The sequence below is a fragment of the Pirellulales bacterium genome (assembly GCA_019636335.1).
Lineage (GTDB): Bacteria > Planctomycetota > Planctomycetia > Pirellulales > JAEUIK01 > JAHBXR01.
The window spans coordinates 1-21,152 of sequence record JAHBXR010000020.1 but is presented as its reverse complement, the minus strand read 5'-3'; the positions used below and the strand labels follow the sequence as shown (position 1 = coordinate 21,152).

General features: G+C 63.4%; 18 protein-coding genes. 8 read left to right on the top strand and 10 right to left on the bottom strand.

The features are described 5' to 3' along the window. Positions 1-140: 140 nt before the first annotated feature. Positions 141-1,868 (bottom strand): glycosyltransferase family 39 protein, encoded by a 1,728-nt coding sequence (locus KF708_18160; protein MBX3414617.1) that lies wholly within the window; start codon positions 1,866-1,868, stop codon positions 141-143. Positions 1,869-2,234: 366 nt separating this feature from the next. Between KF708_18160 and KF708_18155 the strand changes: the two genes are divergently transcribed. Further along, on the top strand, positions 2,235-2,459 hold the full coding sequence (locus tag KF708_18155) for a hypothetical protein (protein MBX3414616.1): 225 nt from the start codon (positions 2,235-2,237) through the stop codon (positions 2,457-2,459). Between the two features lie 37 nt (positions 2,460-2,496). On the opposite strand, the gene KF708_18150 is transcribed toward KF708_18155, so the two are convergent. From KF708_18150 to rpsR, 3 genes are all read right to left on the bottom strand, one after another. Then, entirely contained in the window at positions 2,497-3,069 is a 573-nt protein-coding gene (locus tag KF708_18150; GenBank protein MBX3414615.1) for a hypothetical protein, read from the bottom strand. A 4-nt stretch (positions 3,070-3,073) separates the two neighbouring features. Next, positions 3,074-4,156 carry a peptide chain release factor 2 gene (prfB, locus tag KF708_18145; protein MBX3414614.1) on the bottom strand — a complete coding sequence of 361 codons (1,083 nt, stop codon included), beginning with the start codon at positions 4,154-4,156 and terminating at the stop codon, positions 3,074-3,076. A gap of 249 nt (positions 4,157-4,405) precedes the next feature. Further along, complete coding sequence (gene rpsR, locus KF708_18140) at positions 4,406-4,681, bottom strand: 30S ribosomal protein S18 (GenBank protein ID MBX3414613.1); 276 nt, start codon at positions 4,679-4,681, stop codon at positions 4,406-4,408. 285 nt (positions 4,682-4,966) lie between these two features. Between rpsR and KF708_18135 the strand changes: the two genes are divergently transcribed. Both KF708_18135 and KF708_18130 read left to right on the top strand, forming a co-directional pair. Continuing rightward, on the top strand, positions 4,967-5,422 hold the full coding sequence (locus KF708_18135; protein ID MBX3414612.1) for a hemerythrin domain-containing protein: 456 nt from the start codon (positions 4,967-4,969) through the stop codon (positions 5,420-5,422). Between the two features lie 573 nt (positions 5,423-5,995). Continuing rightward, positions 5,996-6,739, top strand: coding sequence for a hypothetical protein (locus tag KF708_18130; protein MBX3414611.1), 744 nt, complete (start codon positions 5,996-5,998; stop codon positions 6,737-6,739). 213 nt (positions 6,740-6,952) lie between these two features. Here the strand turns inward: KF708_18130 and KF708_18125 are convergent, their stop codons facing one another. The 6 genes from KF708_18125 to KF708_18100 all read right to left on the bottom strand — a co-directional run bounded on the left by KF708_18125 (position 6,953) and on the right by KF708_18100 (position 13,788). Beyond that, entirely contained in the window at positions 6,953-8,143 is a 1,191-nt protein-coding gene (locus KF708_18125; protein ID MBX3414610.1) for an acyl-CoA dehydrogenase family protein, read from the bottom strand. 243 nt (positions 8,144-8,386) lie between these two features. Then, positions 8,387-9,376, bottom strand: a complete 990-nt coding sequence (locus tag KF708_18120; protein MBX3414609.1) for a hypothetical protein — start codon at positions 9,374-9,376, stop codon at positions 8,387-8,389. Continuing rightward, complete coding sequence (locus KF708_18115) at positions 9,373-10,662, bottom strand: polysaccharide pyruvyl transferase family protein (protein MBX3414608.1); 1,290 nt, start codon at positions 10,660-10,662, stop codon at positions 9,373-9,375. Before KF708_18115 ends, KF708_18120 begins: the two co-directional genes overlap by 4 nt. Before the next feature lie 10 nt (positions 10,663-10,672). Further along, a complete protein-coding gene (locus KF708_18110) occupies positions 10,673-11,857 on the bottom strand; it encodes an exo-alpha-sialidase (GenBank protein ID MBX3414607.1) in 1,185 nt (394 codons plus the stop codon). Between the two features lie 51 nt (positions 11,858-11,908). Beyond that, a complete protein-coding gene (locus KF708_18105; protein MBX3414606.1) occupies positions 11,909-12,991 on the bottom strand; it encodes a saccharopine dehydrogenase NADP-binding domain-containing protein in 1,083 nt (360 codons plus the stop codon). Further along, positions 12,988-13,788 carry a dienelactone hydrolase family protein gene (locus KF708_18100; protein MBX3414605.1) on the bottom strand — a complete coding sequence of 267 codons (801 nt, stop codon included), beginning with the start codon at positions 13,786-13,788 and terminating at the stop codon, positions 12,988-12,990. Before KF708_18100 ends, KF708_18105 begins: the two co-directional genes overlap by 4 nt. 197 nt (positions 13,789-13,985) lie before the next feature. Between KF708_18100 and KF708_18095 the strand changes: the two genes are divergently transcribed. The 5 genes from KF708_18095 to KF708_18075 all read left to right on the top strand — a co-directional run bounded on the left by KF708_18095 (position 13,986) and on the right by KF708_18075 (position 21,144). Continuing rightward, the gene (locus KF708_18095) at positions 13,986-15,983 is read left to right on the top strand and encodes a hypothetical protein (GenBank protein ID MBX3414604.1); all 1,998 of its coding nucleotides are present in this window, start codon (positions 13,986-13,988) and stop codon (positions 15,981-15,983) included. Beyond that, entirely contained in the window at positions 15,983-16,903 is a 921-nt protein-coding gene (locus KF708_18090; GenBank protein ID MBX3414603.1) for a carbon-nitrogen hydrolase family protein, read from the top strand. Before KF708_18095 ends, KF708_18090 begins: the two co-directional genes overlap by 1 nt. 296 nt (positions 16,904-17,199) lie before the next feature. Continuing rightward, on the top strand, positions 17,200-18,543 hold the full coding sequence (locus KF708_18085) for an AAA family ATPase (protein MBX3414602.1): 1,344 nt from the start codon (positions 17,200-17,202) through the stop codon (positions 18,541-18,543). Then, the gene (locus KF708_18080; protein ID MBX3414601.1) at positions 18,540-19,835 is read left to right on the top strand and encodes a tetratricopeptide repeat protein; all 1,296 of its coding nucleotides are present in this window, start codon (positions 18,540-18,542) and stop codon (positions 19,833-19,835) included. The genes KF708_18085 and KF708_18080 overlap by 4 nt, the downstream gene beginning before the upstream one ends. Positions 19,836-19,890: 55 nt before the next feature. Continuing rightward, on the top strand, positions 19,891-21,144 hold the full coding sequence (locus KF708_18075) for a tetratricopeptide repeat protein (GenBank protein ID MBX3414600.1): 1,254 nt from the start codon (positions 19,891-19,893) through the stop codon (positions 21,142-21,144). Positions 21,145-21,152 lie beyond the last annotated feature (8 nt).

The window sequence follows — 21,152 nt, the reverse complement described above, 5'->3', positions numbered from 1 at the left end:
GAACGTCGGCGCCACACGCAGTGTGGTTTTGTCACGCCCTTTCAGGGCTTGATGATTGGTCCACTCGCCAACATTCCCCAGGGCTGTCTTATACCGCCCCTGTGGGGCTTCGCGAGTTGATACGGGAAGTCACGACGAAATCATCGTGCATTCGTCGGCCGCGTGGCCGTTTCTACCTCGGCCCGTTCGCTAGCCATGCGGCGTCCCACGATCACCAGCTCTTGCGGATCGTCGCGGCGGCGGCGGTCGCAGACGATGGTTGCCACTGGCTCCCAGGCAAAGGGCAATTCGATTTGCTCGCCGCCGTTCTGATTGATGCAGAAGAAATCGACCTCGGCCGGCACGTCGGCACTCGTCTCCGGCCGCGAGACGACCGGGATCCGCTGGCGGTAGTGAAAGGCAAAGTTGTGGTGAATCTGCCCCAGGCTCACCAGCTCGACGTCGCCGGGCAACTCGTGCTTCAGTCGCGCCACCGAGCCCGCGGTATCCTCGCTCGCTACGATCGCCTCGTTCAGCACGACGATCGTGAATATGAGCCCTACATAAAGCCCGACGGCAACAATGCCTTGCCGGCCACTCATCGCGTCGTGGCGTCGTAGTGCCACGATACAAACGACCGCCGTAGACAGAGATGCCACCACAAATACCACGGCCCACGCCGCCGGCTGCGCGAGCGGGGTCTCGTTCGACGTGCCGAAGAGCGACGCGCCGGCGATGACGAGCGCCCCCAGCACCATCAAACCCGCGAAGCCCCCCAGGAAAACCTTCCACAGGCGCTGCCATTCGTAGTCGCGGGCCACGGCGGCGCAGCGCTCGACGGCAAGCCCGCAGAGCAGCGCCAGGCAGGGGTACATCGGCATGAAGTACCGTCCGCGCGCGCCGGGCGTCAGCCAGCAACTGGGGAACGTCACCGCCAGGCACGTCACGAGGAACAACACAGAGGGCAGCGCCGGGCCCAGGTTGCCGCGGAACGAGCGCTTCGTATAGACCAGCAAGAAGACCGACCAGGGGGCCGTGCAGCCGAGGATCTCGAGCGGATAGGTCACCAGGTGCAGGACGATCGTCGTCCAGCTCATATCGGCGAAGCGCATCTTCACGTCGCCATTCCACACGGCCCACACAGCGTCGGTCCCCAGCTCGCGCCACATCGGAACCTGCCACGCGCCCAGCACGACGGCGAACGCTCCGAGGCCGACAAAGTGCCCCCAGCCCAGCAGCGTGCGCCAGTCGCGCCGCACGACGAGCAGGTAGATCACGACCGAGCCGGCGAAGTAGACCGGCGCCTGGGGCCCTTTCGCCAAGGCCCCGAGCGCTGCCAGTACATACCCGGCGCTAAACGCCAGCGCCGAGTTCCAGCCGCGCATGTAACCGTAGTGCCAGATCAACATCGACATCGCGACGAGCAGCGTGAACGTGGCCTCGGTCTCGGCCAGGCGGCCGATCTGCAGGATCTGTCCAAAGGTGGCGTACGCTACTCCCGAGGCGAGCGCGCCCGTGGCCGACATGAACGTGCGACCATACCAGTACACCAGGCAGGCGGTTAGCAGGGTCGCCAAAAGGCTTGGAAAGCGTGTGGCAAACGTATCGATCTCGCCGTGCAGCATGCCGGCCCAGGCGATGACCCAACTTCCCAGCGGCGGACGGCTCAAGAAGGGGAGTCCCTGTTGGCGCGGGATGAGCCAGTCTCCCGACTCGAGCATCTCGACGGCGACCCGCGCGCGGCGCGGCTCTTCGCCTCGCACGCTCAGGTCGGAGATGCGCGTGAAGTAGATCGCCACGACCAGCAGCAGGAGCAGGCCGAATTCCAACTCGCCCCACCAGCGCCCTCCGCCGGCAACGTCCGCCATGCCATCAACGCTCGACTTCATAGCCCTGAAAAGCTCCCCAAGAGATGCGGCAAGCGCCCGCGTGGAAAGCGACTTACGTCGCCCGAGATTTCGCGCGGCGGATGGTCGCAAGCCACCCCGCAGGGGTCAAGATCAATCGACCCGCGGCGTCGGGGGGGGGCCGTTTGTCCGCTAGCATTCCGCGCCGAAAGGCCGGTCCGCGCTCATTTGCGGCCCCTGCAAGAGGCAACTACACTGAAAAGACTATGGCCCTGGCTGCTCGCTACGGCAGCCTGCGAGGCCGGCTTGCTCGCGCCGCAGTCGTGCTAGCAGTTTTGAAGCGGCGCCCGACGGCCAGACGAGGCGCTACCCACGATCTCGAACCCTGGAACGGATGTGCAGACAACCATGCGAAATCTCCTTTGGCTGCTTCTGTGCGTGGTGACTTTTGCCGGCTGCGCGCCGCAAGAAACCGCCGCCGAGATCCGCAAGCGGAAGGAGAAAGAACGCGCTGCCGAACTGAAGGAAGAGCGCGCCAAGAACCGCGAACGTCGCTTCGAAGCGATGCTCAAAGAGCAGCGCGAATTCGGTGAGGAAATGCGGCGGCAACAGGAACAGGCCCGTACACGCTAATCGCGCCGGCGTGCCACGTGTGACGGAGGCTCTGGTTTCAAGCGTGCAATTGCAGCCGATAACGCCAGCACCACGTTTGCGGCCGGGCGATTTCTCCACCTGCCAGCGGTAGCGCCAACTCGCGCCGCGCCTCGTCGTAGACGAGCGACACTTCGGGGGCGTCGTGGAGCGGTTCGCTCACCAGCGACCAGGCTGGCCCCCCGCCCGAGAGCCGAAATTCCCGGCCGTGGACCCGCGCGGCAAGCTCTTGGTCCGCAGACAGCCGGTAGTGCGAGCCGAGGTGCGCCGGCGCGGCGCGCAAGCGACAGGCGGCGTCGAACACCAGGCGTTCCTCGCGGGCGTGGGCCTCGACGACGAGCGACCAATGGCTGGTCCCCGCCATGCCCACCAACAGCGCGACGCTCAGATCATCGCCGCGCTGTTCGAGATGCAGCTCTTGCAGCGGTGGGCTCGCGGGCCAATCCTCCTCGGCAGCCCCTTCGCGAGATACCAACAGCACGCGTGGCGCAGCGGGGGGGGCGAGCCAGCGTATCTCGTGCCCGAAGCGATCGCCCCGGCGCATGAAGGCGACCTGCCAGCGACCGGCCGTGAGCACCGTTTCTCCGTTCACCGCGCTATCCTTCGCCATGCAGCCGCCAACGGAGAAACGCATCGAGAAACCCCTGAATGTGACCATCCATCACATCCTGGAAGTTTGTCGCGGCGAAATTCGTCCGTTTGTCCTTGATCCGCTGATCGGGATGCTGGAAATAGTCCCGAATCTGCGAGCCAAAGCCAATTTTCGGACGTTCGTTGTACTTCGCCGCCTGCTCGGCCTCGCGCTTTTCTTCTTCAATGCGTGCCAACCGTGCTCGCAACATCTTGAGCGCCATGGCGCGATTCTTATGTTGGCTGCGCTCGTTCTGACACTGCACGACGATGCCGGTCGGCAGGTGGGTCAAACGCACGGCGCTCGACGTCTTGTTGACGTGCTGGCCACCGGCGCCGCTGGCGCGGAAGACATCCTCGCGGATGTCATCGTCGCGGATCTCGATCTCGCCCGACTCCGCCACCTCGGGCGAAACGTCGACGGCCGAGAAGCTGGTCTGCCGCTTGCCTTCGGCGTTGAAGGGGCTGATCCGCACCAGCCGGTGCATGCCCGTCTCTCCCTTGAGATAGCCATAGGCCATGGGGCCACGAATCGCCAGGCTGGCGCTGTTGATGCCCGCCTCGTCGTTATCCTGACGATCGAGAATCTCGACGGTGTAGCCGGCGTCTTCCGCCCACTGGATGTACATTCGCAGCAGCATCTCGGCCCAGTCGTTGGCGTCGGTGCCACCGTCGCGGGCGTTGATCGTCATGATCGCGTTGTTGGCGTCGTGCGGACCGTTGAGCAACGACTTGAGCTCGAGATCGTCGACCTCGAGCTCGAGGCGATCCAATTCGCTGGCGAGCTCGCCAGCGGCCCCTTGATCTTCCTCGGCCATCTCGGCCAGCACCTGCAAATCCTCGGCGCTGCTCACGAGCTTGGCGAGCGGCTTGAGGATGGCGTTCACCGCCTTGAGCTGGCCGACGACCTCCTGGGCACGCTCGGGATTATCCCAAAACCCCGCCACCGTCATCTGCGCTTCGATCGTGGCCGCCGCGGATTGCTTGCCCGCGTAGTCAAAGAGAGTCTCGAAGCTGGAGGATCCGCTGCTGGATCGCTTCGGAACGATCGCTCAATTCCTTATCCATGTCGGGATACTCCATCGGTGGGCCCGAGACGTTCGCAGCGTGGCGAACCGGCCCAAAGACAAACAGGCGAAGGCAACACCACGACAGGGGCATCGCCGCGTTGAACTTTATAGTTAGCATCGGTCGCGCCACCCACGTAGCGTGGCCAACCCCGCGGATCAAAACAAACAATGCCCACACCGCGCAAAGCGAGCATGGGCATGGAATGCTTTTCGAAGGCGTGCGGCGGCTCAATCGGCCACGTACGGCAAGAGGGCCATGAAGCGTGCCCGCTTGATCGCCTTGGCGACCGCGTTCTGGCTCACGGCGGTGCAACCGCTCTTGCGGCGGCTCACCAAGCGGCCATGACGGCTGGTCAGCTTGCCCAGCAACTCGAGATCCTTGTAGTCCACGTACATCGGCCGGGGACGTACGCCATCGACAAAGACCGGGTCCTTCTTCTTGCTACGCGCCGCGTTGCGCGAACGCTTCTTGGCGACCGACTTGGTCGGTTTTCGGAATGCCATCAGTGTCCTTCCGCCGGCCGATCGTGCGATCGCACGGCAAGCAAATGGTCTCGAACTACTAGAACCCTCGCGACAAGTAGAGGGCCCCTCAGCATAGCAAATGGCGCCACGGGGGCCAAGCGCCCCGTGGCCAAATGGTCCGCTTCTCAGGCCAGTGCGTTTTCTCCGGGCCTTACCCCGCCGCGCAGCTAGAATTGAACTGGAAGCCCCGCCGGGCCGCGGTACCTTCGATCGCCTGAATTCTCGGGCAGGAGTGCCGCCACCTGCTTGCCAGGAGCCGTCGCCATGGACGCCATCTCGATCGCCGAACAGGCCCTCGTCGAACACCGCATCCTGCAACATGTGAAGGCGGCGCTCCGCCTGTGCCTCGATTGGCAGGCCAGCGAAGTCGGGCTGAACCGCAAGATCTCCAGCGTCCGCTTTACGGCCCAATCGCTCCAGCGGCATCTCGAGCGGATGATGGGGCTCGAGGAGGACGGGGGCTACATGGACGCCGTGCGCGAGCAAAAGCCCAACTGGACCACCAAGGTCGAAGGCCTGGCCGAGGATCATGCCCAAATTCGTCGCCGGTTGGCCGAGGTGATGCCGTCGCTCGAAGGAGAGGACGCCCACGATTCGGATCGTTTCACCGACGTCTGCGAACGCCTCGCCGTACTTCTCGCCCTGCTCGATGAGCACGACCAGAAAGAAATCGACCTGCTGATGGAGGTCTTTACCGAAGACCTCGGGGGCGAAGGCTGATCGCGGCGTGGAACTCTCGTGCGCCGAGAGAAATTGCACCGGTCATCTAGGGATCTTACCTGCCCGGTCCCTGGGCAAGGCCCGCTAAAAGGCGCAGCTCCGCGCCAAGTTTTTTTCGCGAAATTTGTTGTTTGTTCTTGGACGAAAAAGATCGGCTCGACTCGATCCGTGGTGGGCCGCCGAGCAGACTTCAGCTAGCACGACGCACCAGCATTGTTCACTTTCATTTACATGCACTTTGCACCTGTTCACGTTACTAATCAAAAAAAGCGGTTTTTTGCGGCCTTTTACCACGCGGGTGAATAATTGTCGGCAACTCCTAGGCTTGCGCCGAGTTGGGCACGCAATTACGTCTACATTTAGGGTGGACGAATCGGTACAGCGTTGCTATACCTGGGCAGTACCCGATAGGGCGGTTTGGAAGAGGCCTTCGACCGCCCCGCGGCACACGACTTGCAACGGAGTAGCAGTCTGTCGCTCACCGGTGTTCATTGAACGCCAACCCCGGAACAGATTCCCTCCGTGGCAGACGGACGGCCTACCTCACACGCTCAACAAGGCAGGGCTCACACCATGCGTACTAGCGCCCGTTTTCCGATCTTCGCAGCACTGCTGCTTCTCGCAGGAATCCTAGGGGTTTCCTCTGCTCAGGCCGCCGTCATCATCGACGATTTCGATGTCGTGACGGGCGTCTGGCCGGTCACCCGCACCACGGTCGGCAGCACGGTCAACAACGAACTCGGCATTCCCACGACGAACACCATCGGTGGCGTGCGTAATACCACAGTGACGGGGGACTCGTTCGCCGTCCCGGGTCTTGATACGGTCACAACGACTGTCGTTCCCACTCCGCCCAGCCTGCTCGACTATGCCTCGTCGGCCGGTGCCGATGGCAGCCTGAACCTGCTCTATAACGCTGGCGGCATCCCCGGCGGACTGAATGCCAACTTCAGCGCCGAAACCGGCATCACGATCGACTTCCTGCTCTTCGATCACGCCGGTGGCGTCGATTTGCCCGTCACCGTCACGCTCAGCGATGGCTCGAACGTCGCCTCGCTGACGCAGTTGCTCACGTCCCCCGGTGCTCAGTCGGTGTTCTTCGGCTTCCCGGGCTTTGCCGGCATCGGCGGCGTGGACATGTCGAGTATCGATTCGTTGAACTTCTTCTTCGATGCTCAGCTCGCGCACGACTTCCGCATCGACTTCATCGGCACGACCTCGGGCGTCCCCGAACCGGCGTCGTTCCTGGTGTGGGGCATGGCGGCCGTCGTCGGCCTGTTCGTCTCGCGCCGCTGCCGTAAGCCATCGGCTGTCTAAGACCGATGCAGCCGGCTTGGCTGGTTTCAAATCAATCAAGGCCACGGCGGTCCTTCCGCCGTGGCCTTGTTCGTTGAATCACCACGCTGTCTCACGCGGACAATGAGACGTGACACACGCCGCCTACGATACATGCTGGCGTTGCCCGTCAGAAAGCAATAACCGGTGAGAGCGGGCGTCCTCGCGCGCCGCTCATCCTCGTCTCTCGCAAGCTCAGTCCCGTTTCTTGCCCGGCAGGATGCCTTCGTACTTGGCGATGATGCCCAGCATTACCTCGTCCGCGCCGCCGCCGATCGAGATCAGTCGCGAGTCGCGGTAGTAGCGCGCCATGGGATACTCTTCCATGTAGCCCATGCCGCCGTGGAACTGCATGCAGGTATCGGCCGTTTCGCGGACCAGCCGCCCGGCCTTGAGCTTGGCCATCGAGGCCTCGCGGGTGAAATCTTCGCCCGCCATCAATTTGCGAACGCAATGGTGGCTCATCTGCCGCAGGTGCTCCACCTCGGTAATCAATTCCGACAATTTGAAGTGGATCCACTGGTTGTCGATCAGCGGGCGGCCAAAGGTTTGCCGCTCGCGGCAGTAGTCGATGGTCATGTGGATGATGCGCTCGGCTCCACGATACGCCATGATGGCGCTGACCAGGCGTTCCTTCTGGAATTGCAGCATCTGATAGATGAAGCCCATTCCCTCGTCGCCGATGCGATTGCTCTTCGGCACCCGGACGTTATCGAAGGCCAGTTCGGCCGTGTCGCTCGAGTGGTTGCCCATCTTTTCGAGCTTGCGGCTGACCACGAAGCCGGGCCGATTCGTCTCGACGATAATCAGCGACATGCCGCGATAACTGGTGCCCGGCTCGGTCCGCGCGAGCAGACAGACCCAGTCGGCCTGAGTGCCGTTGGTGATGTAGAGCTTGCTGCCGTTGATGACGTAGTCGTCGCCGTCCGATTCGGCCCGCGTCTTGATCGAGGCCACGTCCGAGCCGGATCCCGGCTCGGTGACGGCAATCGAGGTGACCATCTCACCCCGCAGCGCCGGCTCGAGAAACTTCTTCTTCAGCTCGTGCGAGCCGAAATCGTTGAGCGCCGGCGTCGACATGTCGCTCTGCACGGCAATCGCCATGGGAATGCCGCCGCAGTGGATGCCGGCCAACTCCTCGCAGAGCACGACGTTGTACCAGTAGTCGAGTCCCTGGCCGCCGTACTCCTCGGGAAAACTCACGCCGAGGAAGCCCAGGTCTCCCATCTTCTTGAAGACCTCGTGGGCCGGAAAGATCTCGGCCTTCTCCCACTGGTCGACGTGGGGATTGATCTCCTGGTCGATGAACTTCCGCAACGACTGGCGAAAGGCCTGATGTTCGGCGGTAAAGGGAGACGAAGAGGAAGGACCCGCCTGCTGAAGCATGAGAGTAATCCGTCGGCAAAAGAGAATCGTGTCGGGTTGAGCGCTCGATCGCGCCAGCCCACAAAGCACCTGCGCGACGGCTCATCATAACGCGGATTTGGTTCGCGGGCGAACGATTTCCGCGGCTCTAACCACGGTGAAACATGTCGCCGGGACCACTCCTGTCCAGCCGCCGAACGGCAGAGCAGGGAGGCATTTTGAGTGGACGCCAGCCCAACCCTCCTCGGCGTCCAACTCGTCCGATTACTTTTCGAGCGAGGAGAGATCGGCCGCCTCGTGCAGGCGCCGCATCTGGTCGTCCGAGAGGGCACGATCGAAGACCGCCAATCCGCCGAAGCGTCCCTGGGTCGCCTCGCGCGTCATGCTCCCCACGGCGTAGCGAGCCCCCACGATAAAGTCGGATCCACCCTGTGGTTTCGTCCGTGCGTGGCGCGCGGGATCGTACCGAAAGATGCCCCGGCCGTGGTAATAGGGATTCATGCCGCGGTCGCCTCCGTCGGGTCCTTCGTGCGTGAAGTAGCGATCCTCGCGCCGGTCGGCCCGGGCGTCGAGCGGCCGGACGTCGAGCTTGCCGTTGATGTAAGCGCGGATGTACTTCGAGTCGTACGTCATGCCGAGCGTACACCACTGGTCCGTCGGCACCTTCTCTCGAGTAGCGGCGTAGTCGGCGCACCAGGGGAAGGCGCTGCCATCGGCTCGCCGCGTGACGCCTCCCTCGCTCGAGATGTGCGGCGTAAGCTGTTCGCGACCACCATAGGTCGGCATGTTCATCAACATCGCGTATTGTCGCGTGCCGGTGTCGTCGTGAGCGCCTTCCCCCTCGCTCCACATGCCGGCGATGGTCCGACTCTGGCGCAGGTTCACGATGCGCACCACGGCAAACATGCTGACCTGCGCCCGAGGGCCCGAGATATTGAGCATTCCCGTCTCGGCGTAGGGAATGCGCAAATACTGCTTGCCGTTGAGCTCGGCCGCATAGCCGGAATAGGGCCCTCCGGCGACGCGAGCGATGGGCCCATGCACCTCTTCGAGCGGATGAGCCTGCGCCGTTCCCGTCGACAATCGCGGCTCTCCCGCCGGTTCGCCGAAGGTCCAGAACGCGACCAGCCCGGGCGTCTCCGCCACAGAGCGGATCGCCTCTTCCATAGCGCTACAACGCGAGACATTCGTCATCGGCGTCAAGAATACCAGCGCCGCCGCAAACGTACGTAACCAACGTCGAGAGGTCGTCACGCGGAACTCAACTGTTGGGCCAACGTATCGGTCATCGCCCGTTGGCGCGTTTCGACAAATGCCTGGGCACGAGCCGCTTTCTCCCGCGCCGCGGCCGGATCCTTGGCCAACGATAGAACCGTGGGCACGATACGCGCCACCTCGTCCGGCTGATCCATGTCGAACAGCCAGTCCCCCAGGCCGATGTCGCGCCACATGATGCCCTTGCTCGTCTGCTCGCTCCAGCGGCAGACGATCGCCGGCACGCCCCCCCCGATACACATGATCGGGCTGTGCATCTCGTGACCGAAGAGGCCTGCGCTCCGGAGGAAGGTGCTGCGGGCCTCGGCCGTCAGCCAATAGTCGGGGCGCCAGGCGACGCGCGCCTGCACGTCGGCCGGCAGACGATCGAGCAGCAGTTCCTTGCCGATCGACATTTGCGTCTGGTCTTCAGGGCAGAGCAACACCTTCATGTCGGTCTCGCGCACGACGGCCACGATCGCCTCGCGCAGTGGCGCGTGATCGCGCTCCTTGTATTCCTCGTTGTGCGCGTGCTTCACTTCGTCGAAGGAAGTCTTGCGGCTGGGAATCGTCCAGTACGGCGTATACCGCAGCCGGGGAATGCAGCAGAGAAACTTGCCCCGCTCCAACTCGTGCTGCCGCAGAAACTCGTCGGCGCGCCGATCGTCGCGGAGATCGGTCGCAAAGGCGCCATCCGGCCCGAACTCCATGACCGGCGACGTGCAGCCTTTTTCCTTGGCCAGTTCGAGCGATACCGAATCGCGGAAGTACACGAAGCGCGCCGCGCTCAGCACGTCGATCGTCTTGGCGATCGCCTCCGGAGCCAGCGGCTTCGTCGTGTAATTGCGTTCGGAAAACGTGATACCGAAGACGCCATACGGCTTGCCCGTCCCTTCCGACCAGCGCACCACGTCACGCTCGGCCACCAGAAACGGTCCCGAGCCGTGCAACAGCAAGTCGCACTCGTCGAAGGCGGCTTTCAGATCGTCGGCGCTGGCCACGATCTGCAAGCGCGGAAAACGTTCGAGCAGCAACTGGTCGACGCCGTTGTCCAGCTTGCTCGGCCAGAGACGCACCTCGGCCTCGGGCAGGTGCTTCTCGATAAGCGCGAGTACCCCCGGCGTATGCGCGATGTCGCCGATGTTGACCGTTTGCCACGACGAGCGCAGCAGGATGCGTGGCGTGCGCGCGTTGCGGGCCCAGGCGCGCGAGCTCAAGGCCGCCGCGCAGGCCGCTCCCAGAAACGTCCGCCGGGGAATCGCCCACCGCGCTCGTGTATTGCTCATGTGCCTGTTCTCAATCTCCAGCTTGCACCCAGGCCTCGTTGGCCGCCACGTGCTTCATGGTCTTGCCGGCATCCTTCCCGGCGAAATAGCTGTAGACGAAATGGATCATGCCGTCGGCTCCCTGAATGACCGCCGGATAGTGGTACGAGCCCGCCTCTTGCTGCTCGAGATGCCGCGTCCAACGCCACGTCTTTCCCTCGTCGTCCGAGATCGACACCGCCAAGCTCGAGCGCCCCTCGACCGTGTCGTTGTAGATCAGCAGCCAATGTCCGTTCGCCAGCCGCACGGCATCGAGCCCCGAGCCGGGATTCGGCAGGTCGATCGTCCCTACCGGCCCCCACGTGAGCCCTTCATCCGGCGACTCGCAGACGCGGATCTTATTGAGCGGGCCGTTTTCGCGCATGTAGGCCACCAGTGTGCCGTCGTGGCGCTGCAAGACCGCGGGCTGAATGTTGCCGAAGCCGGCCAACGGCTCGCTGGCATACCAGGTCTTTCCATGGTCGTCGCTGATCGCCATGAGCGACACCGAGTAGGTATCGGTGTACAGCGGCAGCAGAATCCGTCCGCTCGCCAGCTCGACCGGTTTGCAGCGCGGCTGCCAGCCCAGGCGGTGGGTGACCTTATCTTCCAGCGTCTTGCGCACGTGGTTGGCGAAGAGCGTTTCGTGCTCGCTCGGCTTTTCGCTCTCGGCCAGGCGCTCTTCGAGTCGCGCCAGCATCCGCTCCTTGAAATTCGGCGGGCTCAGAAAGACCGAGCTGCGCTCGTCCCACTTCGGCATGCCCGGCCCTTCGTAGTCGCTCGACAGCAGCACCTGCGTCAGGCACGTCTCCCAGGTGTTGGCGATCACCACCGGCCAGACGAGCCACAACCGCTTCTCGCGGTCGATCATCATGGCCGTATTGCAGTCGGGAAAGTTCGGCGTATCGACGAGCAACTCCGCCTCGCTCCAGGTGCTCTCTCCCTGCTTCAACCGCGAACCATACACCGCCACGTCGTCGGCCGAGCGCTCTCCCGAACCGCGATACCACGAAACCAACAAATCGCCGTTCGGATATTCCACGATGCCGGGCGCGTGGTTGTGCTTCGGATGGAGCGGAAAGATCATCTCGTCGCGGTAGATCGGCTCGTCCCCCTGCCCGGTGGCGCCAACGAATGAAATGAAGAACAAGAAGAACAAGCAGCGCGGACTTTGCATGGTAATTATCTGATCGAGTTGATGGTTTCGGTGAATGAACGTGCGAGCGAATCAGGGATGAGCCGTCGCCTGAGCTGCCCGCTCGATGCGGAGATCGGTCGCCGGCATCGTCAGAATAAAATCCTTGCCAAAGGCCATCGCCGGCGTCGCATACCCGCGCGGGCCTTCGCCGGCGAGCACCTTCTCCAACACCGTCACGGTGGTCAGCACGGTCAGCGGATAGCCCCCGAGCGTCTCGAGCGTCGCCTCGACGGCCTTGCCTTGGGCATCTTCCACGCGCCCCCAGAGGGACGAGCGACTGTTTTCCCGCGCGCGGTCCGACGGCCCCGGCACGCGCTTCTCGATGAAGCGCTTCAAGAAACGCTGCACGAGCCCGATCCCCAACAAGGGCATCAGCCAGCGCAGCCGGTGCATATGCTTCGGCTTGAACCCAGGATCGGACAGGTACACCTCGATGTTCGGAATGCCGGTCGAATAGTAGGCCGACGCGACATCCCCCCAGGGAATCGTCACGCCCGTCTGCGTGCCGGTGCGGAAGGGAATCTCGCGCGTCTTCCAGGCCGGCGGCACACGCTCGAGCTTGCCGTTAATGCGTGCCTTGCCTCCGTGGGGCAACCCTTCGACCATCGTCTTGGCCGTGCCGGGACTGAAGCCCCCTGTGCCAGTGAACGCGAGCTGCAGCAACGTGGCATTCGGCAATTCGGCCGCCAGCGTGGCGGCCAGGCAATCGCTCGGCACGACATCGAAGCCGACGGCGGGCATCAGGGCGATGCCGGCCGCGGCGGCGCGCTCGTGCAGTTCGTGCCCCGCTTCGATCACGTCGATCTCGCCGGTGATGTCGAGGTAATGGGTTTGCGAGGCGATGCAGGCGTCCATCATCGGGCGGGCCGTCGCGCTGAAGGGCCCCGCGCAGTGGGCCACCGCCGCCACATCGCCCAGCGCGCCGGCGATCTCCTCCGGCCGGTCGAGCGAAAAGACGCGGGTCGGGCAATCGAGTTCCTTCGCCAGCGCCGCGAACGACTCGAGGCTACGCCCGGCAAGAATCGGCCGCAGCCCGCGCCGCACCGCCTCGCGCGCAATCAACCGCCCCGTATATCCCGAGGCGCCGTAGATCATCGGTTGTGTTTTATTCACGGCAACGGTTCCAGCTTGTCGCTCTTCTGCTCGAACATCCAGGGGATCAGCCCCGTCGGGTCAGTATAGGCCGGCGTCCAACTGTCGTGCGCCACACCGGGGAACTCCGTGTATTTCGGATCTCCTCCCGCCGCGCGCAGCGCTTCGATCAACATCCGCGTTCTCGCGACCGGCACCACGGGGTCGGCATCGCCGTGGAAGGCCCACAGCGGCACACCGACCAGCTTCTCGGCCTGTTGCGTTCGCCCGCCGCCGCAGATCGGCGCTACGGCGGCAAAGCTCCGCGGATACTCGCCCGCGACGGCCCACGAGCCAAACCCTCCCATCGAGATGCCCGTCAGGTAAATGCGCTCCCGATCGATCGGCTCGTCGGCCAGCACCTGCTTGAACGCCGTCAAGGCCGCCTCGAGTTGAGTGCTCAGCGGGACGATCTCCCCCTTGGTGGAGAGAAATTGATTCGGGTTGATCCACCATCGATTCGTGCGACATTGCGGCGCGACGAGGAAGCAAGGATACTTCTCGCGATGCTCCTCGTCCGACATCCACTCAGGCAGATACGCCAATTGCTTGCGATTGTCGCTTCCCCGTTCTCCCGCCCCGTGGAGAAAGAGCACCACGGGATACTTTTTGCCCGGCTCGATCCGCTCGGGCTTCAGCACGCGATAGCGAAACACCTCGTCGGTATACTCGCCTCCGGTGAACTTGATCTCGCGCTCTTCGAACCGCGCAACGGCCTCCTCCGTGGGATCCGCCCCCACGACGAGCGCCAATAGACCCCAGGCCAGATAGTTCACCACCGTCGGACTCCTCGTGCGAGCATGTGACTGGATTCGTAATTGGTGGGCCGCTTTGCCTGCGGAATATTGTGTGCCACCGCGAGGCCTAGTGCCAGTGTCTGGATTTCCGGTAGCCGGCACTTGAACCGAGCTTGTTTTCCGGCGATGGTGGCCTTCGACCCGGCCGGCCTTCGCACATGGCACTTGAGGAACAAACGATGTACCAATTCTCGTGGCGTTATCGTTTCGCCCCGATCGTGTTTTCTTTGTTGTTCTCTGCCAGCGCCTGGGTCGTGGCCGATGAGCCTGCCGATCCCGCTACCGACGTGCGGACCCTGCTCGCGCGGCCGATCCTCGACGAGGATCAATCGCTGCGCGAGGTGCAGAGGTACTGCGAGCGGCGCATCGCCACCTTGCCGCCCCAGACCTCGTGGAGCAACTGGCAGCGCGAGGCTGAAACGCTGCGCGAGCGCGTGCTGGCCGAGATCGTCTTTCGAGGGGTCCCCGCCGACTGGCGCAGTCCCGCGCGCAAGATCGAATGGTTCGACACGATCGCCGGCGGCCCCGGCTACAAGATTCGCAAGCTGCGTTACGAGGCCTTGCCCGGCCTGTGGATTCCCGCCTTGCTCTACGAGCCGGAAAACCTGACGGGGCGCGTGCCGGTCGTGCTCAACGTGAACGGCCACGACAGCAAAGGCAAAGCCGCCCCCTATAAACAAATCCGCTGCATCAACCTGGCCCAGCGTGGCATGCTCGCGCTGAACGTCGAATGGCTGAACATGGGGCAGCTCCAGGGCGAGGGCTTCGTTCACTACCGCATGAATCAGCTCGACCTCTGCGGCGTGAGCGGACTTGCTCCCTTCTACCTCGCCATCGAACGCGCCCTCGATCTACTCCTCGATCATCCGCATGCCGACGTCGATCGCGTGGCGATGGCGGGCCTCTCGGGCGGCGGCTGGCAGACCATCCTCTTCAGCGCGCTCGATCGCCGCGTCACGCTCTCGAATCCAGTCGCCGGCTACTCGAGCTACAAGACACGCGTGCAGTTCTTTTCCGACCTGGGCGATTCGGAACAAACGCCCACCGATCTTGCTCAATTGGCCGATTACACCCATCTGACGGCCCTGCGTGCGCCGCGGCCGACGCTGCTCACCTTCAACGCGAAGGACGATTGCTGCTTTGCCTCGGGGCACGCGCTGCCGCCGCTGTTGGAATCGGCCAGCCCGATCTTCGAACGGGCGGGGGTCGGCTCGCGATTGCGCTCGCACGTGAACCATGTGCCCGGCACGCACAACTTCGAGCGCGAGAACCGTGAGGCCTTCTACCAGATGCTCGGCGATCATTTTTACGCGGGCGACCCTGCGTTCAACGCTGCGGAGATCGATTCCGAGAGCGAAGTAAAGTCCGCTGAAGAATTGGCCGTGTCCTTGCCCGAAGAGAATCTCGACTTCCACAAGCTGGCCAAGAACTTGATGGAAGGGATCGAGGATCCGTTCAGCGATGGTCCGGTGCAACCCAAGCTCACCCCGGCAACGCTCGCGCGCACGGCTCGTCTGAACGACTACATGCCCCAGGCTGAACTGGTCGGCGAGCAAACGCTGGGCACAACGCAGGCTCGGTTCTGGCGCATCGTGCTGGCCGAGGACTGGACCGTGCCGGTGGTCGAGCTCTCGCGCGGCGAGCCGAAGAGCACCGCGCTCGTCGCCGCCGACACAGGTCGCGCGGAAATGACCGACCAGATCCATCGTCTGCTCGACGACGACCAGCGTGTCCTGGCGGTCGACCCGTTTTATCTCGGCGAGTCGAAGATCGAAGACCGCGGTTTCCTCTTCGCGCTGCTCGTCTCGTCGGTCGGCTCGCGCCCCCTGGGCGTGCAGGCCGATCAGCTCCAGGCGGTCTCGCGCTGGGCGAGCCAGAAGTTTGGCGCGCCGGTCGAGCGTCTCATCACCGTCGGTCCGCGGATCGGTCTGAGCGCCGTCGTGGCCGTGGCCGCCGGCGACGAAAGCGAACGGCCGAAGCAACTCGAGCTCTCCACGGCGCTCGTCAGCCTGCGCGAAATCATCGACAACAACTGGTCGGTCGATAAATATCCTGAGCTCTTCTGCTTCGGCCTCTTCGCGCAAGGCGACATCCACGACTTCATCGAGCTGGCCAAGCCGTGCCAGGTAATCTATCGCAAGTCCACTTCGCCCACGGCGCTCGAGGCGGGTGACTGATGAGCCATCGACTCCGACCGATTGTGTTGCTTTTGATCGTCGTCGCCACCTGGACGCCACGGTTACGGGGTGAAGAACCTGCTGCGGTAGCGGCGACGATGCCGACAACACTCCGCGTGGCCGCCGTGCAGATGCGCTCTTCGCGCGACCTGGCAGCCAACCTGCGCGCGATCGATGGTTATCTCGCCCGCGCGGCCAAGGCGGGCGCCCGCGTCGCGGTCTTTCCCGAGTGCGCACTGACCGGCTACTTCGACGCCCAGACGATGCGGGCCTTTACTCCCGAACAACTCGCTGATGCCGAACGCCAGGTGGCCGAGTCCTGCCGCAGGCACGAGATCTACGCCATCATCGGTACGCCCTGGCGCGACGGCGATAAGCTCTACAACTCCGCCGTCGTCCTCGCTCCCACGGGTAAGGTGATCGAGCGCTACCACAAGCTGCAGCTTGCCGAGTCGTGGCCCACGGCGGGCGATCACCTCTCGGTCTTCAAGATCGACGGCATTCCAGCCTCGATCATCATCTGCCACGACGAGCGTTATCCCGAGCTCGTGCGTCTGCCGGTGCTGGCGGGCTCGCGCGTCGTGTTCTACCTGTCGCACGAATCAGGCTTGAAGCAGGAGTCGAAGCTCGCCCCGTATCGCGCGCAGATTCAGGCTCGCGCCGTCGAGAACACGGTCTACATCGTCCACGCCAACGCGCCGGCCAACGAGGACGCCACCGGCTCGCACGGGCAAAGCCGCCTCATCGCCCCGGATGGCAATCTGATCGGCGAGGCGAGCCTCTTCGGCGAAGACGTCCTCCTCGGCACGCTCGAACTCGAAAGAGCAACGGGCAAACAAGCGCGATTAAGCCTCGACCGCGGCACGCTCGCCGACTGGTGGCGCGCGGGAATCGAGCGCGTCCGCATCATCGAAGAGTAAGCAGATTACAAGTCGTCCACACCGGGTGGGGTAGCAGCGACGATGGTGCGGCGCGATCTGACACTGATAGGACAACAAGTCGCACCATCGTCGGTGTTGCGCAGCAACAAGAGGATCTGTGGACTTTGCTTTGGTGCCCATCGCCTCTTCGACGTGCAGGCCCTTCGAGCAGGCCCCGGCAAAAAACTTGCCCCCACCTTGTTGCTCGCCGAGAATGATGGCTCAACTCTGTTTGGCACCAACGAGCCGCGACGCGTAACTCGCCTGAGCCACGCGTCGCGAAAATGGGGTAAACGATGGCCACGTCCGACGATGCGATTCGTGCCTTGCGCGCGGCGGTGAGTGTTTCGCCCGATAATGTCCCGCTCCGGCAGCATCTTGCTGAAAGCTTGCTGGGCCTGGGGCGCGGCGATGAGGCCGAGGTCGAGTATCGCGCCGCGCTCGGAACCTCGCCGAACGATGCCGGGCTCAAGCTGGGGCTGGCCCGGGCATTCAATCAGCAAGGCAAGCACTCGCACGCGCTGGTCATCGTCGAAGACTTGCTGAAGCTGCCGCAGCCCCCCGCCGCGGCGCACCTGCTCTATGCCCGGTTCCTCTTGAGCGAAGGGGATGTTCAGCGCGCCGTGACGCACTACCGCCAGGCGCAACAGGTCGACCCGACCGCGCGTGATGAAGAGCTCGCCGCGCAGCTCGGCATCGATGCCCAGCCCGAGGATGAACTCGCCGACGGCCGCATTCGCCTGGGGCGCGACACCGACGCCGCGTCGTCGATCGAGCGGGTAGCCGAGCGTCCGCAGATCAATTTCAACGACGTCGGTGGCATGGAGCCCCTGAAGGAAGAGATCCGGCTGAAGATCATCTACCCGATCGAACATGCCGAGATGTTCCGCGCCTATGGCAAGCCCGTCGGCGGCGGCATCTTGATGTACGGACCGCCGGGCTGTGGAAAGACATACCTGGCCCGCGCGACGGCGGGAGAGATCAAGGCCGAATTTCTCGCCGTTGGTATCAACGACGTGCTCGAGATGTGGTTCGGCAATAGCGAACGCAACCTGCACGAGTTGTTCGAGCGCGCGCGTCGCCAGCAGCCCTGCGTCCTTTTCTTCGACGAGATCGACGCCCTGGGAGCCAGCCGCACCGATATGCGGCAAAGCGCGGGCCGGCAACTCATCAACCAGTTTCTCGCTGAGTTGGATGGCGTCGATTCGTCGAATGACGGCGTGTTGATTCTCGGCGCGACGAACGCCCCCTGGCACCTCGACAATGCCTTTCGCCGGCCGGGACGCTTCGACCGGATCGTCTTCGTGCCTCCTCCCGATGCCGCGGCGCGGGCCGGTATCTTGCGCGTGCTGTGCCGCGGCAAGCCGCTGGGCGATATCGACTACGATGCCGTCGCTCGCAAGACCGACGGTTTCTCGGGCGCCGATCTCAAGAACACGCTCGATCTGGCGATCGAAGAGATTCTGCACGCAGCCGTGCGCGGCGGCGCGCCGCGGCCACTCTCGACGAAAGACCTGCTCGCCGCCGCCAAACGGGTGCGCCCCAGCACGGCGGAGTGGTTCGCCACGGCGCGGAACTATGCCCTCTACTCGAACCAGGGAGGCATTTACGACGACATTCTCAAGTACCTGAAGTTATGAGCATCCATCGCGAACGAGCCACGCTGCTCTTGGGGCAGGACCGCTACGCTCTGGCGGAAGAACAGTTGCGGCTGGCGCTGGCCGAAACGCCCAGCGATGCCATTGCGCAGGCGCTACTGGCGCTGTGCGTCCTTAAGCGAGAGGACTACAAAGAGGCCACGCAGTTGGCGCGCACGGCCGTCCACCTGGGTCCGGATATCGCGTATACGCACTATATCCAGGCCCTCGTGCTCTACGAGCGCCGGCGCTACAAGGAGGCCCTGGCGCCCCTGGCCGAGGCGCAACGTCTCGATCCCACTGCGGCCGAGTTCCACGGTCTGCACGCCGCCATTGAATATCACCTCGACCGTTGGCAAGGGGCTCTCGAAGCAGCCGAGCGGGGGCTGGCCTGCGATCCCCACCACGAACAATGCGCGAGCCTGCGCTCGATGTCGCTCGTGCAGTTGGGCAAGTTCGATCAGGCGGCCGCCGCGACAGGAGCGGCCCTGCATCAATCGCCCGACAGCGCGATTACCCACGCCACGCGCGGCTGGACGCTGCTGACGCAAGGCTATCACAAAGAGGCGCTCGAGCACTTTCGCGAGGCGCTGCGCCTCGATCCGACGAGCGACTCCGCACGAGCAGGCATGGTGCATGCCATGAAGGCGCGCTACTGGCCCTATCGCCTGTTGCTCAATTACTACTATCACATGGGACGCATGACGAAGGCGCTACGCTGGGTCTTCGTGATCGGACTGGTCGTGGGCGTGCGCATCGTGCGCTCTGCCGCCGAATCGATTCCCGGCCTGGCGCCGCTGGGCGTTTTGCTCGGCGTCGCCTACGCGCTCGTCGTGTACTTCACCTGGACGGGAATTCCGTTGTCGAATGTTTTTCTACGGTTCAACCGCTACGGCCGCTACGCGCTTTCGCGCGATGAGACGGTCGCCTCGAACTGGGTGGCGGCCTTTCTCGTCGGCGCGGTCCTTTCCGGCCTCGCGGCGTTGGCGTGCTGGTCGATCGGGTTTCTGATCCTGACCGGCGTGTGCCTGGCCCTCGTGCTGGTGGTGTCGATGGTCTACCTGACGGCCACCGGCATCCGCCGCTGGCTGATGGGAAGCGTGGCGTTCGCCCTGGCGATCGTGGGCCTCGGCGCCGCGGCAGCGGAGCTGACGGCCGAATTCGCGGCGATCTCGCCCCAAGCGGCCGAAGGCTTCGAGAAGATCGCGATCGTGCTGGCAACCCTGGGGGGCTTCGGTGTGCTGGGCTTCACCTGGGTCGCCAACGTCAGTGCCTCGACGGAGGAGCGGCGCTAGGCGAGCCAGCGGGTGACTTATGACGGGCACATACCTCGAGCGCGCGCACATACTCATGTCTCGCCAGCGTTTTACGTTGGCGGAAGAGCAACTCGCGCTCGCGCTGGCAGATGTCCCAGACGATCCGCTGGCGCACGCACTGCTCGCGTTGTGCCTGACGAAGCGCGAAGCATTCGTCCAAGCGAACGAAATGGCAAAATCGGCGGTACAGTTGGCGCCCGACTTTCCTTACGCGCATTTTATGGTGTCGTTCGTACTCTGCGAGCAGGGAAGGTTTCAGGAGGCCATACCGTCTCTGCGCGAGGCCTTACGACTCGATCCCACGAACGCGATGAATTACGGCCTGGCTGCCATGATCGATATCAACCGCGGAAACTGGCAGGACGCATTGAACGCTGCTGAGCGAGGTTTGGAGTGCGATCCGCACAACAAAGAATGTGCAAACCTACGCGCTGCATGTCTGACACAACTTGGAGATGTCACTGGCGCGAGCGATGCGACACGTGAGACTCTCACTTACGCGCCAGACAGTTCGGTCGCGCACAGCGTACGCGGTTGGGCGCAGTTGCTCGAAGGACACGACGACGAAGCACTCGTCCATTTTCGCGAGGCTCTACGGCTCGATCCCATGAACGACAACGCTCGTCAAGGGATTGTAGAATCGCTCAAAGCCAAACACTGGCCCTACCGAGCATTGTTAATATTCCAACATCACGCAAGTCGTGCGAAGCCAAGTCGACGCGGCCTGATTGCGGCAGCTTTGCCTCTCTTGTTTGCCATCATTTGCTTGGTCGTGGTGGGCTTCACAGATTGGCAAGACTTTGGAGTGTACGCAGCCGTTGTGGCGGTGGTTGGTCTTTACCTTGCCTGGGCGGGCGAGCCCATTTCAAACTTGTTTCTTCGCTTTCATCCGGATGGCCGACTGGTCCTCTCGCCGGATGAATTCGCGATGTCAAATTGGGCGGCGTTCTTCCTCGGCGGCGCGCTGCTCTCGGCTATCTTCGGCATGCTCACCGGTTTAGCGTTGTGCGCGATGTCAATGCTTCTGTTTCTTATGCTCGTGATCAACGCAAAGGCTGTATATCGAATTCAGCCGAAGTCGCGCCGCGGTGACCTTGCCGTTGCGACGGCGTTGCTTTCCTTGTTCGCTGTCGCCAGCATCGTGGTCGAAGGCATCGCGCCAACCGTGGAAATGTCACCGCAAGAACGCAAGGACGTACAGGAGGCAAGTTTCAATCTGCTCAAGCTCAGTATGATGGGGCTGTTTTTCTTGGCAATTCTGGGGAGTAGTCCGCGTATCAAGCGGTAAATCTTCAT

Coding starts and splice junctions, on each gene's coding strand:
- KF708_18160 (MBX3414617.1), bottom strand. CDS start 1,868: ATGAAGTCGAGCGTTGATGGCATGGCGGACGTTGCCGGCGGAGGGCGC.
- KF708_18155 (MBX3414616.1), top strand. CDS start 2,235: ATGCGAAATCTCCTTTGGCTGCTTCTGTGCGTGGTGACTTTTGCCGGC.
- rpsR (MBX3414613.1), bottom strand. CDS start 4,681: ATGGCATTCCGAAAACCGACCAAGTCGGTCGCCAAGAAGCGTTCGCGC.
- KF708_18135 (MBX3414612.1), top strand. CDS start 4,967: ATGGACGCCATCTCGATCGCCGAACAGGCCCTCGTCGAACACCGCATC.
- KF708_18130 (MBX3414611.1), top strand. CDS start 5,996: ATGCGTACTAGCGCCCGTTTTCCGATCTTCGCAGCACTGCTGCTTCTC.
- KF708_18125 (MBX3414610.1), bottom strand. CDS start 8,143: ATGCTTCAGCAGGCGGGTCCTTCCTCTTCGTCTCCCTTTACCGCCGAA.
- KF708_18115 (MBX3414608.1), bottom strand. CDS start 10,662: ATGAGCAATACACGAGCGCGGTGGGCGATTCCCCGGCGGACGTTTCTG.
- KF708_18110 (MBX3414607.1), bottom strand. CDS start 11,857: ATGCAAAGTCCGCGCTGCTTGTTCTTCTTGTTCTTCATTTCATTCGTT.
- KF708_18095 (MBX3414604.1), top strand. CDS start 13,986: ATGTACCAATTCTCGTGGCGTTATCGTTTCGCCCCGATCGTGTTTTCT.
- KF708_18090 (MBX3414603.1), top strand. CDS start 15,983: ATGAGCCATCGACTCCGACCGATTGTGTTGCTTTTGATCGTCGTCGCC.
- KF708_18085 (MBX3414602.1), top strand. CDS start 17,200: ATGGCCACGTCCGACGATGCGATTCGTGCCTTGCGCGCGGCGGTGAGT.
- KF708_18080 (MBX3414601.1), top strand. CDS start 18,540: ATGAGCATCCATCGCGAACGAGCCACGCTGCTCTTGGGGCAGGACCGC.
- KF708_18075 (MBX3414600.1), top strand. CDS start 19,891: ATGTCTCGCCAGCGTTTTACGTTGGCGGAAGAGCAACTCGCGCTCGCG.